The sequence below is a fragment of the Acinetobacter sp. YH12023 genome (assembly GCF_013420135.1).
In the GTDB taxonomy this organism is placed as follows: Bacteria; Pseudomonadota; Gammaproteobacteria; order Pseudomonadales; family Moraxellaceae; genus Acinetobacter; species Acinetobacter amyesii.
This window is the reverse complement of sequence record NZ_VOYU01000011.1, coordinates 81,531-95,610: the sequence shown is the minus strand read 5'-3', so window position 1 is coordinate 95,610 and position 14,080 is coordinate 81,531. Positions and strand designations below refer to the sequence as shown.

The window sequence follows — 14,080 nt, the reverse complement described above, 5'->3', positions numbered from 1 at the left end:
AATTTAGGAAAGAGATATGTTAAACACTGCATTTGAACCGTGGCCAAGCTTTACGCAAGAAGAGGCAGATGCTGTATCCAAAGTATTACTGTCAAATAAAGTAAACTATTGGACGGGTCAAGAATGCCGTGAATTTGAAAAAGAATTTGCCGCTTTTGCAGAAACTCAATATGCCGTAGCTTTGGCAAACGGTACGGTTGCGCTTGATGTTGCATTAAAAGCCTTGGGCATTGGAGCAGGGGATGACGTGATTGTGACTTCACGTACGTTCTTAGCATCTGCAAGCTCTATTGTGACTGCTGGTGCAAACCCTATATTTGCAGATGTAGAGTTAGATTCGCAAAATATATCTGCGCGTACAATCGAAGCTGTTTTAACACCAAATACTAAAGCAATTATCTGTGTACATTTGGCGGGTTGGATGTGTGATATGGATCCAATCATGCAGCTAGCGCACGATAAAGGCATTTATGTTATTGAAGACTGTGCACAGGCACACGGCGCAAAATACAAAGGGAAATCTGCGGGTTCTATTGGTCATATTGGTGCATGGTCTTTCTGTCAGGATAAGATCATGACAACTGGCGGTGAAGGCGGCATGGTTACTACTAATGACGAAGCCTTATGGAAAAAAATGTGGTCATACAAAGACCATGGTAAAAACTTTGACAGTATTTATAACAAGCAGCACCCGCCAGGTTTCCGCTGGTTACATGATTCGTTTGGCACCAACTGGCGCATGATGGAAATGCAAGCAGTCATTGGGCGTATTCAGTTGAAAAAAATGGCTGAATGGACCAAGGTCCGTAATGAAAACATGCAGAAAATCTATGCAGCCTTTGCTGAAACACCATTTATCACTGTCTCACAGCCAAGTGAGGAATATGTACATGCAGCATATAAATGTTATGTTCAAGTGAATCCAGAGCATTTACCTGAAGGTTGGTCACGTGATCGCATTATGAATGAAATCACGGCACAAGGTGTCCCATGCTTTAGTGGTTCATGCTCTGAGGTTTATTTAGAACATGCTTTTGATGGAACGCCTTGGCGCCCTGAACAGCGTTTAGCAAATGCACAAAAACTCGGAGAAACTAGTCTGATGTTTATTGTGCATCCAACCTTAAGTGAAAATAGTTTAAGTACAACAATTCACGCAATTCAAAGTGTACTTTCAAAAATTTAATTCATTTTCTGTGTGGCGAGTCTCAGTAATTGAACTCGCTTACATTTTTACATTTGTTTAAAAATGCTAGATCGACTAAAAACATTTTTAGTTCAATTATATAAATAGCATAGAGAAGACTAATCCTGTGAAATCAGTCATTATGCCCTTGGTGAATTCTCCTCGATACGCCAAACAATTATTTTTAGTAATTTTAGATTTTTTAGCGTTTCCAGTTCTCATCTGGTTTTGTTATGCGTTACGTGAATTTAATTTAGGGGCTGAAGTTGTTCCTAATATCGCATACGGCTCACTTTGGGTAAGTACTCTTGCTGTAGCTATGTCACTCATTTGTGGACTTTATCATTTTATTGTTCGTACATTTAATGAAGTTTTTTTTACGCGTTTAGCAATTGCTACAGGATTAACAATCTTAGGTTTATACGCTTTAGCGTACTGTAGTCATGCATTTATACCCACTTCAATTCCATTGATGTTTGGTTTTTTAATGTTTGCTTGGGTGTGGTTTAGTCGTAGCGCAATTCGTTTTATCGTGAGAGCGAGTTTACAAACGAATATGCCCAAAAGAAAAATTGTGATTTATGGTGCAGGTTACGCAGGTCAACAAATTGCGGCGATGCTAAATCGTTCTGATGAGCATTTTCCATTATTTTTTATCGATGATGATGAGTCACTTACAGGGCAAATTATTGGTGGGTTAAAGGTTTATAATGCCGAACAAGGACTTAAACATCTTGATCAAGAAAAAGTAGATGAAATCTTAATTGCGTTACCCTCTGTAGGACGTACACGTAAAAGTGAAATTGTGAAGTTCTTAGAGCCAGCGCATATTAAAATTACTGAAATTCCTGGCTTAACGAAATTGGTCGATGGTGATATCCATGTTTCCGATATTCGTGAAATTGATATTATTGATTTATTGGGTCGTGACCCTGTACCTCCAGTTCCTGAATTACTGGCGAAAAACATCCAGAATAAAGTCGTGATGGTAACAGGAGCAGGAGGCTCAATTGGGTCGGAGTTGTGTCGGCAAATTATTAAAAACCACCCGCAAAAATTAGTAATATTTGAACTCACTGAGTTTGCACTATATAGCATTGATAAAGAGCTACGTCTGAATTGTAATATTGAAATTATTCCAATTTTAGGAACAGTATTAGATGAAGCTAAACTTGAGCGAGTCATTGAACAATACCACGTGCAAACCGTTTATCATGCAGCAGCTTATAAACATGTCCCCTTAGTTGAATGTAATCCTTTAGCAGGATTAAAAAATAACTCTGTGGGTACAGCTTTTAGTGTAAATGCAGCTGTTAAAAAAGGCGTGGAAACCTTTGTATTGATTTCAACTGATAAAGCAGTCCGCCCAACCAATGTGATGGGTGCTTCGAAGCGAATGGCAGAGCTATATTGCCAAGCAATGGCTGAGGCGCAAAATCAAACACAAATTAGTATTGTGCGTTTTGGTAATGTTCTAGGTTCTTCAGGTTCGGTCGTACCTTTATTTAAACAACAAATTGCCAAAGGTGGCCCGATTACCGTTACACATCCTGATGTCACTCGTTACTTCATGACAATACCCGAAGCATCACAATTGGTTATTCAGGCTGGAGCTCTCGGCACAGGTGGTGATGTATTTTTGTTAGATATGGGAGATCCTGTTCGAATTCAGGATTTAGCACGTCAAATGATCGCTTTAAGTGGTTTAAAAGTTCGTGAAGAAGGAACGGATATCGGTGATATAGCAATTCATTATTCTGGATTACGGCCTGGTGAGAAATTGTATGAAGAGTTATTGATTGATCAGGAAGATACTCAAGTGACGGATCATAGTCGTATTCTTCGCTCATTTGAAAAGCATTATCCGCTTGAGGAATTACTGCCTATTTTTGAGCGAATTTATAACTTAACTGCAATTGAAGCCGATGTTAATTGGGCATTGGAGCAATTGGAGTTCTATGTTGATGGTTATCAACGTGGCAAAGAAATAAAAGTGAACTAATATCATTATTCTTTGAAAAATAAAACTGAATAAAAAGGGCGCTTAAGCGCCCTTTTTAATACCCTTAAATTATTCCACCGTCACAGACTTCGCCAAGTTACGTGGCTGATCGACATCTGTTCCACGCAGCACTGCAACATGGTATGAGAGCAGTTGTACTGGAATGCTATACACAATTGGTGCCAAGATTTCATTCACACTTGGCACATACACAACATGTTGACGATCTTTCGCTTTGATCCCGCTATTTTCATCTGCAAAGACAAATAACTCACCACCACGAGCTTGAACTTCTTCCATGTTCGATTTGAGTTTGTCCAACATGTCATCTTGTGGAGCTAGAATCACCACAGGCATATCATTATCAACCAGTGCCAATGGACCATGTTTTAATTCACCAGCCGCGTAGCCTTCTGCATGGATGTATGAAATCTCTTTAAGTTTTAAAGCACCTTCAAGGGCGATAGGGAACTCAGTTCCACGACCCAAGAATAGGCAGTGATTTTTTTCAACAAATAATTCTGATAGACGTAGAATCTCAGCATTATTTTGTAAAGTATCTAAAATCACTTTCGGTGTATGCCAAAGCGCTGCAATAATTTCAGAGACACGGTCATTTGAAATGCTTTGCTTAATTTGACCAATTTTCAATACCAATAGCATCAATGCCGCAAGCTGTGTGGTAAATGCTTTAGTCGAAGCAACACCAATTTCAGGGCCTGCGAGTGTTAACAAACTGTAGTTGGTTTCACGTACCATTGACGAAGTTGCGACGTTGCAAATGGTCATGGTGGTGATATTCAAGCTTTTCGCTGCTGCACGCTTTTGCGTATCACGCAGTGCAGCTAAAGTATCGGCTGTTTCACCTGATTGAGAAATACAAACATACAGTGTGTTATTCACAATCACAGGCGAGCGATAACGGAATTCACTGGCAATTTCGACTTGGCAAGGCACGTCAATCAGTTGTTCAAACCAATATTTGGCAATCATGCCGGCATGGTAGCTGGTACCACATGCGATGATTTGCACTTGTTGAATTTGGCTGAAATCCTGAGCTGCATTGGCAAGGAAATCATCACGAAGCGCATTACCATTTAAGGCTTGTGAAATCGTTTGTTTAATCGCTTCAGGCTGCTCATAAATTTCTTTGAGCATATAGTGTTTATATTCACCTTTTGAAGCATTGCTTACAGTCGCATCAAGCTCTTTGACTGGACGATTCACCAATTTACCATCGACGAATACTTCAATGGTATTACGTGTCAAACGTGCAATATCACCTTCTTCAAGGTAGATAAAACGGTTGGTAATCGGTAAAAGTGCCAATTGATCCGAGCTAATAAAGTTCTCGCCAATACCGACACCAATCACAAGAGGTGAACCTTCACGCACCGTGATTAATTCATCAGGATGGTCGGTATGTACGATACCTAGTGCATAAGCACCTTTGAGTTGAGGCACAACACTTTTAACTGCTTCTAAAAGACTCGGGGTGCTTTTTAAAGCGTCATTGACTAAATGTGCGACAACTTCTGTATCGGTTTGTGAGGTAAAAACATAACCAAGTGCTTCAAGATCATCTTTAAGCTCTTGATAGTTTTCAATAATACCGTTATGAACAACAGCCACATTGCCTGAAATATGCGGATGGGCATTATTTTCAGTCGGTTTACCATGGGTTGCCCAGCGTGTATGTGCAATACCGACCGAACCTGCGATATCTGCTTCTTCAACGGCTTGTTCAAGATTTGCAACTTTACCTACGCGACGTTCACGTAGAACATGGCCTTTATTAATCAGCGCTAAACCCGCAGAGTCATAGCCACGATATTCAAGACGCTTTAAGCCTTCAATTAAAATATTGGTAATACTACGTTCTGCAACGCCACCGACAATACCGCACATAATTTAATCCTCTTATTTCTTCAATTTTTGGGGACGTTGATAGTTTTCTTTGGCAAATTGCTTCGAACGTTCTACCGCTAGGCTATTGTCTGCCACGTCACGTGTAATGGTTGAGCCAGCACCCACTGTTGCACCATGACCAATAGTGACAGGAGCGACTAATGAGCTATTTGAGCCGATGAAGGCTGAGTCACCGATAATGGTTTTAAATTTGTTTGCGCCATCATAGTTGCAGGTAATGGTGCCTGCGCCAATGTTTGAACCTGCACCGACTTCTGCATCACCTAAATAGGTAAAGTGGTTGGCTTTTGAGCCTAACCCGACAGTGGTATTTTTAACTTCAACAAAGTTACCAATATGTACTTCTGCAGCTAATTTTGCGCCAGGGCGTAAACGTGCAAATGGACCGATTTGAGCGTCTTCACCAACAATGGCACTGTCAAAAACGCTATATGGTTGAACTTTAGTGCCTGCCGCAATCTTGGAGTTTTTAATGATACAACCTGCACCAATTTCAACGTTATCACCGAGTTCAACATCACCTTCAATAATCACGTTGATATCGATACGGACATCTTGACCAACAGTCAGTGTGCCACGTAAGTCGAAACGTGTAGGATCAATCAGGTGAACGCCTTGTTGCATCAGTTGTTTAGCTTGGAATGCTTGAAATTCACGCTCAAGGGCTGCCAATTGTACGCGGTCATTCACACCTTCCACTTCGAATGCACGCTCTGGTTCAACAGATGCCACTTCGAGACCGTCGGCAATCGCCATTGCCACGATATCGGTCAGGTAATATTCACCTTGCGCATTATTATTGCTTAATTTTGGTAACCAGTCATGCAATTTGGCATTGCTTACTGCATAAATACCAGTATTAAATTCTTTGATTTTACGTTGTTCTTCAGAAGCATCTTTATGTTCAACAATGGCTTGAATCTTGCCATTTTCACGAACAATACGCCCGTAACCTGTCGCATCATTAACCGTTAGGGTTACTAAGCCAATACCTGTTTGAGCAGATGCATCTAATAGTTTTTGTAATGTTGCTTCAGTGATGCAAGGCACATCGCCCGAGAGAATCAAAGAAATCCCAGTTTTTGCGAGAACAGGGAGAGTCACTTTGACTGCATGGCCTGTACCTAATTGTTCTGCTTGTTCAACCCATTTGACATTTTCATGTGCAAACGCGTTTTGAACCAATTCACCGCCATGCCCATAAATGGTAATTATTTCTTCTGCATTTAGTTTTTTCGCAGTGTTGATGACATGGCCAAGTAGGGGTTGTCCTGCGAGTGGTTGTAATACTTTGGGTAAACGAGAACGCATACGTGTCCCTTTACCTGCAGCAAGAATAATAACGCTAGTAGACATGTTTAATCCTAGGTGTTTCTATTACATAGACAAAATATAAAAATAAATACAGATGCAAAGCGCGGCCCAAAGACCTGCAATAATGTCGTCGAACATGATGCCAAAGCCACCACCGACTTGACGGTCAATGACACGAATAGGCCACGGTTTCCAGACATCAAATAAACGGAATAAAGCAAAACCAATCAATGCCCAAGTCCAGCTCATTTGCCCAAGATATAAAATTGGGAGGAAGGTAATAGACTGACCGGCAAATTCATCCCATACGATGCGGCCATCGTCATGAACACCCATGACTTTGGCGGTTTGACCGCAAATATAGATCCCAATAATCGACATGATGATCATGACTATAATGGAGTTGAAAAAGCCGATTGCAAGCCAACCTGGAATAAACAACAAAGCAAAAGCAGAGCCAAAGGTGCCCGGTGCTTTGGGTGCAAGACCCGAGCCAAATCCCACGCCACAAAAGGCGATGACTCGGTTAAACCAAGACATGGATTTAAAGTTAATGGCTGGCTTATGCAAAATGCTGGTATCCCTTAAATTTTATGACTTGGTCCACACCGTGGTTGTTATAACGGATTCCCAAATTTGGGGTGATTTGACCGATTTTACTAATGTTTACATCTAATTTTAGTTGCAGAAGTTTTTGATAATTCTGCGGGCTTATTGTAAAGCATAACTCATAGTCATCACCACCCGCGAGTGCGTACTGCCATTGGGATTCTTGTTGTAATTGTTTTACATGGTCGTCGATAGGAAGTTGATCTAACTCGATTTCTGCACCCACTTTAGAGGCATACAAAATATGTCCTAAGTCCTGAGCCAAGCCGTCAGAGACATCGATCATGCTATGAGCTAAGCCTTTGAGCTGTTGACCAAGTTGGCAACGTGGTGTTGGATAATCTAAACGCTTTTGCAGTGGGTGTCCTAAATGCTGTAATCCATACGCAGCATCGCCAACTTGACCGCTGACACAAATGAAATCACCAACTTGAGCGCCTGAGCGGGTTACTGCTTTGCCTATATCTACCCAGCCGAGGGCTGTAACTGAAATCGTCAGATGTGGACTTTGTGTGGTATCACCACCGATTAAACTCACACCAAATTGATCGCAACAATCATATAAACCCTGACTAAAGCCTTTGAGCCATTCATGATCAATTTGGGGTAGGCTTAATGCCAGTAAAATACTATGCGGTTTGGCGCCCATTGCAGCAATGTCAGAAAGGTTGACGGCTACAGATTTCCAGCCTATGGCATGTGGGTTGGTGTCGAGAGGAAAATGACGTCCAGCAACGAGAGTATCGGCACAGATGACCAATTGTTGCTGTGGAGGAGGGGTGAGCAAGGCTGAGTCATCACCGACCCCTAAATCGACAGCACTACTGCTGTGACGATTAAAATAGGTATCAATGATAGAGAACTCAGCCATACAACGTACTACTTAATAAATTAATTAGCTTGTTGCTTTTCTGCTGCACGCAATGTAGTCGCTAAACGATCCAATACACCATTGATGTACTTATGGCTGTCTGCACCGCCAAAATGTTTAGCTAACTCGATCGCTTCATCGAGTACGACACGGTAAGGAATCTCAAGGTGTTCTTTGAGTTCATACGAGCCTAAACGAAGGGTTGCAAGTTCAACGCCATCTAAGGCTTCAACTTCGCGATCGAGTACAGGGATTAAAAGCGCATCCAATGCTTCATGATTGGCAACAACCTCGGTCAATAACTCGTGGTAATAGCCGAGGTCGACCTTGTGCATGGCATTTTCCACACGCGTACGTGCTTCAATCTCATGCACAGGATTGCGGCTCATTTGCCATTCATAAATTCCTTGTACAGCAAAGCGACGTGCTTTACGTTTTGCTGCATAAGTTGCTTGAAGTGTTTGCGACATAGCGTTAAATAGCCTTTAACAAGTTAACCATTTCAATAGCAGTCAAGGCAGCTTCACTACCTTTATTACCTGCTTTTGTACCCGAGCGTTCAATCGCTTGTTCAATACTATCCGTAGTCAATACACCATTAATTACTGGTAAGCCAGTATCTAGACCAACAACGCCTAAACCTTTGGCACATTCGCCAGCAACAAAATCGAAGTGAGGCGTGCTACCACGAATCACTGCGCCAAGCGCGATGATGGCATCGAAACGATCTGAAGCTGCAAGTTTCTTTGCAACCACTGGAAGTTCCCAAGCACCCGGTGCATGAACAATAGTGATATTATCCTCTGATACGCCATGACGTTTCAATGTATCAACGGCACCTTCTAGCAAATGTTCAACAACAAAGCTATTAAAACGACCAACTAAAATCGCATAACGGTCTTCGTTCGCGAGATGTAACATACCTTCAATACGGCGAACTGCCATAGCAACCTCGATTATTTCTCTGATGTTTGATTTGCGGTGATGTATTCCACCACTTCTAAGTTAAAACCTGATAATGCATTAAAACGTAATGGCGAGCTAAGAAGCTTCATTTTTTCCACGCCTAAATCACGTAAAATTTGTGCGCCGACACCAATGGTTTGATACTGCTGAGACAGTGCCGCATTGGATTTAACATTTTTCGGTGCAGTTAAATTTTCTAAAGCAGGGCCTAAGTCCTGTAAATGACGCTGACCAATCCATACTAAAACACCACGATCGCTGGATGCGATTTCTTTGAGTGCTTTATCGAGATTCCACGCCGGAGCGCCATCTTGTTTATTGAGTTTTAATAAGTCACGAACAGGGCTGAAACCGTGTACACGTACAGTGGTTACACCTTGTTTTGGTTCGCCTTTAACCAGTGCTAAATGAATATCTGGATTACCAATTTCACGGTAACGGAACAATTCAAATGTACCGTATTCTGTATCTAAGGTTTGTTGATCAATGCGCTCAACAGTTTGTTCATTGGTCATGCGGTAGTGAATCAGATCTGCAATGGTCCCCATTTTTAAGCCATGCTTTTCAGCAAACACTTCAAGGTCTGGGCGACGCGCCATAGTGCCGTCTTCATTGATGATTTCACAAATCACAGATGCGGGTTCTAGGCCGGCTAAACGCGATAAATCACAGCCTGCTTCAGTATGGCCGGCACGGTGAAGGACACCACCAGGCTGTGCCATCAGCGGGAAAATATGGCCTGGCTGTACGATGTCAGCCGGTTTAGCATGTGCAGCCACCGCTGTTTGAATGGTGTGCGCACGTTCAGCAGGAGAAATACCTGTTGAAATGCCATTTGCTGCTTCAATCGACAATGTGAAGTTTGTACCGTGCTGTGCACCGTTTGCATCGACCATTAAAGGTAAATTTAACTGTTGGCAACGCTCTTTGCTGAGCGTTAAGCACACAAGACCACGCGCATGCGTAATCATGAAGTTGATATCTTCAGGGCGTACGTGGGTCGCAGCGATAACAAGGTCGCCTTCATTTTCACGATCTTCATCATCCATGAGGATGACCATTTTTCCTGCACGAATATCAGCTACGAGCTCTTCAACAGTATTGAGCGGCATCAATCTTCACCTTTTTTTGTCTCGAATGACATTTACTTGCATTGATTGTTGCATAGTCTAACGTTTTTTTGCGTTCTTTGCCTATGCTTATCATTTTCCTTTAATGGCTCATTGTTATACACAGTCGTCAGAACCTTGAAAAGAGGACTTTATTTGAATTGTGCCATTTATGCCCAATCTTTAAGCGATTGAAAAGCATAAAAATGGGTAAGCTTATACAGATTTTAAATAATTCAAATGAAAGAGATGAACAGTTTGTCGGAAAACTGTCGGTCTTTAACTCCATGAACTGTCACATAAAAATCAATCACGTTGATGCAGCCACATGGCTCTCTAAATATTGCCGAATCATCATCTTATTGGCGTTTAAAATAGTTTTTTGCAAATGTGGATCTGCGGCTGCACGCGCAATTAAAATGGCACCGGCAAGTTGGCAGATCATGGCCCAAGCGAGTTCTTCGCTACCGAGATGCTGACTAAATAAAGCCTGACCACGCAGTAATTCAGTTTCATATACCAACTTGGTGTCCTGATCTGCACGCGCTATTTCACTCGCAAGCGTGGGGAGTGAACAACCTTGCTCGGGATGCTGAACATGTGCAGGGGTTAAATAGCGGTCAAGCTCAAATTCAATCCAATCTTGCGCATTATCATGTGGATTGTTTTGCCACATATCAAAACTGTGTTGTAACTCATGTTCAATTAAGGCTTTAAGTAGCTCTTGTTTAGACGAAAAATGTGAGTAAAAGGCGCCACTGGTGACGCCGGCGGCTTTCATGAATCCATCCACACCTGTTGCGGCAAAGCCGTCTTTTTTCGCAATTTGTCCGCTGATGGTTAAAAGTTCTTGGCGTTTTTTTTGTTTGTATTCGGGTTTGTAGCGCATCTGCAACACCCTTGAAAATAAGATTGACGATAAATTAACCATAACATAGTATTCGTTATAGTAACGATCGTTATTTAATAATGTGTGGTTTAAAACCGACGCTTAAATAAAATGAGCATGGAATAAAAATAAAACAGCAATGGAGTGAGACTATGCAACAAATCAACAAGACTTCAGCAAAAGTCGCTTTAGTGATTGGTGCAGGTGATGCAACCGGCGGTGAAATTGCCAAGCGTTTTGCCCGGGAGGGTTATATTGCTTGTATGACACGACGAAATGCAGACAAATTACAGCCTTTAATTGATGAGATTGAACAACTGGGTGGTAAAGCCTATGGTTTTGCTTCTGATGCTCGAAAAGAAGAGAAAGTGATTGAACTCATCGAGCATATCGAATCAAACATTGGCCCGATTGAGGTGATGGTCTTTAATATTGGTGCCAACGTCCCTTGTAATATTTTGGAAGAAACCGCACGTAAATATTTCAAAATATGGGAGATGGCATGTTTCTCGGCTTTTTTAACTGGTCGGGAAGTGGCAAAACGCATGGTGACACGTGAACGAGGCACGATTATTTTTACTGGCGCAACAGCAGGTGTGCGCGGTGCGGCTGGCTTTGCCGCTTTTGCTGGAGCAAAACATGCGCTTCGTGCCTTGGCACAAAGCATGGCACGTGAACTAGGGCCAAGAAATATTCATGTGGCGCATGTGGTGGTTGATGGTGCAATTGATACCGATTTTATTAAAGATACGTTCCCTGATCTTTATGCTAAAAAAGAGCAAGATGGTATTTTAAATCCAGTACATATTGCAGAAAATTATTGGCATCTCTCACAGCAACCACGAGATGCATGGACGCATGAATTAGATCTGCGACCATGGATGGAACATTGGTAAGCACTGATTTAAAAATATTAGGAAAATAAGCAAAAAAAGGACGAAAAAAATGAAAGTCATTGAATTTTATTTTGATGTCGGCAGCCCATATAGCTATATCGGTTTTCATCGCATTCAACAGATTGCGCAGCAGTATCAAGCCGAGCTGATTTGGAAGCCGATGCTACTCGGTGGAGTGTTTAAAGCCACAGGCAATAGTAGCCCAATGGCGGTACCTGCGAAGGCACGTTATTCCATGATTGATCTTCAACGTTGGGGAAAGTTATGGCAGATACCCGTACAGATGAATCCTTATTTTCCAATCAATACCTTGCAATTGATGCGCTTACTCACAGCCGTTCAGCTATTTCAGCCTGAAAACTTCGTGCAAGTAGCGACAGGTATTTTTGATGCTATGTTTGGACAACCCCGTAATTTAAATGATTTCACCACCTTCATGCAACTCTTGCAAGAACTGGGGCTAGGTGCAGAACAAGTGAAACAGTGGTTGGATGATGAAAAAGTCAAATCTGAGCTGAAAGTGGTGACCGAAGAAGCCATTGAACGAGGTGTTTTTGGCGCACCGAGTTGGTTTGTGAATGATGAATTGTATTGGGGTGTGGATCATCTACATTTCGTAGAGGATGCGTTACACGCGCAGTAACGCTTGGTGATACATGTATGGAGCATTTAAAAAAATTGAAAAAAGCGAACCTCGATTCGCTTTTTTATGATCTAACTCAAATCAAGACTTAGAAGAAGCCCATCGGCTTGGTGTCATAGCTCACCAATAGGTTTTTGGTTTGTTGGTAATGATCCAACATCATTTTGTGGTTTTCCCGGCCGATCCCTGATTTTTTGTAGCCACCGAATGCTGCGTGTGCAGGGTAAATGTGATAACAGTTGGTCCAAACACGGCCCGCCTGAATCGCACGGCCTGCACGGTAAGAAGTATGCGCTGAACGTGACCAAACACCTGCACCGAGACCATAAATCGTGTCATTGGCAATTTTGATGGCATCGTCGAAGTCTTTAAAGGTGGCAACTGAAAGCACAGGGCCGAAGATTTCTTCTTGGAAAATCTTCATGTCATTGGTGCCTTTGAAAATGGTTGGTTCAATATAGAAACCTGTACCGACTTCATTACGTGGATCACCACCAGTAATGAGCTGTGCACCTTCACTTTTACCTGTCGCAATACAGCCCAAGATTTTATCTTGCTGCTCTTGCGATGCCTGTGCACCGATCATGGTATCGGTGTCTAAAGGATGACCCGTCTTAATACGTTTGACACGCTCAACCGCCATTTCCAAGAATCGATCTGCAATGCTTTCTTGTACCAAAGCACGTGAAGGACATGTACAAATTTCACCTTGGTTCAGCGCAAACATGGCAAAACCTTCGAGTGTTTTATCAAGGAACTCATCATCTTTGTCCATGATGTCTTCAAAAAAGATGTTCGGTGATTTTCCGCCAAGTTCTAAAGTCACAGGAATGATATTTTCAGTCGCATATTGCATGATCATTTGACCGACAGCGGTTGAACCTGTGAAGGCGATTTTTGAGATGCGTGGGTTGGTCGCTAGTGGACGACCGACTTCAACACCATAACCATTCACAATATTCAGCACGCCCGGTGGGAGTAGGTCTTGAATGAGTTCAGCTAAAACTAAAATACTCACCGGTGTTTGTTCTGCAGGTTTCAATACAATACAGTTACCTGCGGCAAGTGCAGGTGCGAGTTTCCAAGCCGCCATCAAGATTGGGAAGTTCCACGGAATAATTTGACCGACCACACCAAGTGGTTCATGGAAATGGTACGCAATGGTATTTTCATCAATTTCAGAAATACCGCCTTCTTGGGCACGGATACAGCCTGCAAAATAACGGAAATGATCAATACACAGTGGAATATCAGCGGCTAAGGTTTCACGAATCGGTTTACCGTTGTCCCATGTTTCTGCAACTGCAAGGAGCTCTAGGTTTTCTTCAAGTCGATCGGCAATTTTTAATAAAATATTTGAGCGTGTCGTTGGGGAAGAGGCGTTCCATTGGGCTTTGGCTTTATGCGCTGCATCCAAAGCCAGTTCGATATCTTCAGCAGAAGAACGTGGCACTTTGGTAAAAACTTTACCGTCTACAGGGGAGATATTTTCAAAGTATTCACCTTTCACTGGCGCGACCCATTGGCCACCAATCAGGTTTTCATACTGAGCTTTAAACTGAACTTTTGAACCGGGTTGATTAGGATCGACATAACGCATATGAATTTTCCTTTGCTTGTTTATTATGATCTTGTTGGGCTGCCCATCTGTGGCAATCTACAGCTT

At 42.2% G+C, this 14,080-nt stretch carries 13 protein-coding genes; 4 read left to right on the top strand and 9 right to left on the bottom strand.

Going from position 1 to position 14,080, the window contains the following annotated elements; translation table 11 throughout:
* Positions 1-16 precede the first annotated feature (16 nt).
* The gene (locus tag FTT92_RS12740; protein ID WP_180172286.1) at positions 17-1,186 is read left to right on the top strand and encodes a DegT/DnrJ/EryC1/StrS aminotransferase family protein; all 1,170 of its coding nucleotides are present in this window, start codon (positions 17-19) and stop codon (positions 1,184-1,186) included.
* Positions 1,187-1,313: 127 nt separating this feature from the next.
* Positions 1,314-3,188: a nucleoside-diphosphate sugar epimerase/dehydratase gene (locus tag FTT92_RS12735; protein ID WP_180172285.1), complete on the top strand. Its 1,875-nt coding sequence runs from the start codon at positions 1,314-1,316 to the stop codon at positions 3,186-3,188.
* A 69-nt stretch (positions 3,189-3,257) separates the two neighbouring features.
* Here FTT92_RS12735 and glmS read toward each other — a convergent pair whose 3' ends face one another.
* From glmS to FTT92_RS12695, 8 genes are all read right to left on the bottom strand, one after another.
* Positions 3,258-5,096, bottom strand: a complete 1,839-nt coding sequence (gene glmS / locus FTT92_RS12730; protein ID WP_180172284.1) for a glutamine--fructose-6-phosphate transaminase (isomerizing) — start codon at positions 5,094-5,096, stop codon at positions 3,258-3,260.
* A gap of 12 nt (positions 5,097-5,108) precedes the next feature.
* Positions 5,109-6,473 carry a bifunctional UDP-N-acetylglucosamine diphosphorylase/glucosamine-1-phosphate N-acetyltransferase GlmU gene (gene glmU / locus FTT92_RS12725; RefSeq protein WP_180172283.1) on the bottom strand — a complete coding sequence of 455 codons (1,365 nt, stop codon included), beginning with the start codon at positions 6,471-6,473 and terminating at the stop codon, positions 5,109-5,111.
* A gap of 21 nt (positions 6,474-6,494) precedes the next feature.
* Entirely contained in the window at positions 6,495-6,971 is a 477-nt protein-coding gene (locus FTT92_RS12720; RefSeq protein WP_078194116.1) for a phosphatidylglycerophosphatase A, read from the bottom strand.
* 22 nt (positions 6,972-6,993) lie between these two features.
* Positions 6,994-7,911: a thiamine-phosphate kinase gene (gene thiL / locus FTT92_RS12715; RefSeq protein WP_180172282.1), complete on the bottom strand. Its 918-nt coding sequence runs from the start codon at positions 7,909-7,911 to the stop codon at positions 6,994-6,996.
* 20 nt (positions 7,912-7,931) lie between these two features.
* Positions 7,932-8,381 carry a transcription antitermination factor NusB gene (gene nusB / locus FTT92_RS12710; RefSeq protein ID WP_180024787.1) on the bottom strand — a complete coding sequence of 150 codons (450 nt, stop codon included), beginning with the start codon at positions 8,379-8,381 and terminating at the stop codon, positions 7,932-7,934.
* Between the two features lie 4 nt (positions 8,382-8,385).
* Positions 8,386-8,856, bottom strand: a complete 471-nt coding sequence (gene ribE, locus FTT92_RS12705) for a 6,7-dimethyl-8-ribityllumazine synthase (protein WP_111885509.1) — start codon at positions 8,854-8,856, stop codon at positions 8,386-8,388.
* 11 nt (positions 8,857-8,867) lie between these two features.
* Positions 8,868-9,989, bottom strand: a complete 1,122-nt coding sequence (gene ribBA, locus FTT92_RS12700; RefSeq protein ID WP_078191533.1) for a bifunctional 3,4-dihydroxy-2-butanone-4-phosphate synthase/GTP cyclohydrolase II — start codon at positions 9,987-9,989, stop codon at positions 8,868-8,870.
* A 307-nt stretch (positions 9,990-10,296) separates the two neighbouring features.
* Positions 10,297-10,875 carry a TetR/AcrR family transcriptional regulator gene (locus FTT92_RS12695; RefSeq protein ID WP_180172281.1) on the bottom strand — a complete coding sequence of 193 codons (579 nt, stop codon included), beginning with the start codon at positions 10,873-10,875 and terminating at the stop codon, positions 10,297-10,299.
* A 152-nt stretch (positions 10,876-11,027) separates the two neighbouring features.
* Here FTT92_RS12695 and FTT92_RS12690 point away from each other — a divergent pair, with 152 nt between their 5' ends.
* Positions 11,028-11,771, top strand: coding sequence for an SDR family oxidoreductase (locus FTT92_RS12690; protein WP_180172280.1), 744 nt, complete (start codon positions 11,028-11,030; stop codon positions 11,769-11,771).
* 49 nt (positions 11,772-11,820) lie between these two features.
* On the top strand, positions 11,821-12,414 hold the full coding sequence (locus FTT92_RS12685) for a 2-hydroxychromene-2-carboxylate isomerase (protein ID WP_180172279.1): 594 nt from the start codon (positions 11,821-11,823) through the stop codon (positions 12,412-12,414).
* A gap of 88 nt (positions 12,415-12,502) precedes the next feature.
* Here FTT92_RS12685 and FTT92_RS12680 read toward each other — a convergent pair whose 3' ends face one another.
* Positions 12,503-14,014 carry an aldehyde dehydrogenase family protein gene (locus FTT92_RS12680; protein ID WP_180172278.1) on the bottom strand — a complete coding sequence of 504 codons (1,512 nt, stop codon included), beginning with the start codon at positions 14,012-14,014 and terminating at the stop codon, positions 12,503-12,505.
* Positions 14,015-14,080: the final 66 nt, after the last annotated feature.

Coding starts and splice junctions, on each gene's coding strand:
- FTT92_RS12740 (WP_180172286.1), top strand. CDS start 17: ATGTTAAACACTGCATTTGAACCGTGGCCAAGCTTTACGCAAGAAGAG.
- glmS (WP_180172284.1), bottom strand. CDS start 5,096: ATGTGCGGTATTGTCGGTGGCGTTGCAGAACGTAGTATTACCAATATT.
- glmU (WP_180172283.1), bottom strand. CDS start 6,473: ATGTCTACTAGCGTTATTATTCTTGCTGCAGGTAAAGGGACACGTATG.
- FTT92_RS12720 (WP_078194116.1), bottom strand. CDS start 6,971: ATGTCTTGGTTTAACCGAGTCATCGCCTTTTGTGGCGTGGGATTTGGC.
- thiL (WP_180172282.1), bottom strand. CDS start 7,911: ATGGCTGAGTTCTCTATCATTGATACCTATTTTAATCGTCACAGCAGT.
- nusB (WP_180024787.1), bottom strand. CDS start 8,381: ATGTCGCAAACACTTCAAGCAACTTATGCAGCAAAACGTAAAGCACGT.
- ribE (WP_111885509.1), bottom strand. CDS start 8,856: ATGGCAGTTCGCCGTATTGAAGGTATGTTACATCTCGCGAACGAAGAC.
- ribBA (WP_078191533.1), bottom strand. CDS start 9,989: ATGCCGCTCAATACTGTTGAAGAGCTCGTAGCTGATATTCGTGCAGGA.
- FTT92_RS12695 (WP_180172281.1), bottom strand. CDS start 10,875: ATGCGCTACAAACCCGAATACAAACAAAAAAAACGCCAAGAACTTTTA.
- FTT92_RS12690 (WP_180172280.1), top strand. CDS start 11,028: ATGCAACAAATCAACAAGACTTCAGCAAAAGTCGCTTTAGTGATTGGT.
- FTT92_RS12685 (WP_180172279.1), top strand. CDS start 11,821: ATGAAAGTCATTGAATTTTATTTTGATGTCGGCAGCCCATATAGCTAT.
- FTT92_RS12680 (WP_180172278.1), bottom strand. CDS start 14,014: ATGCGTTATGTCGATCCTAATCAACCCGGTTCAAAAGTTCAGTTTAAA.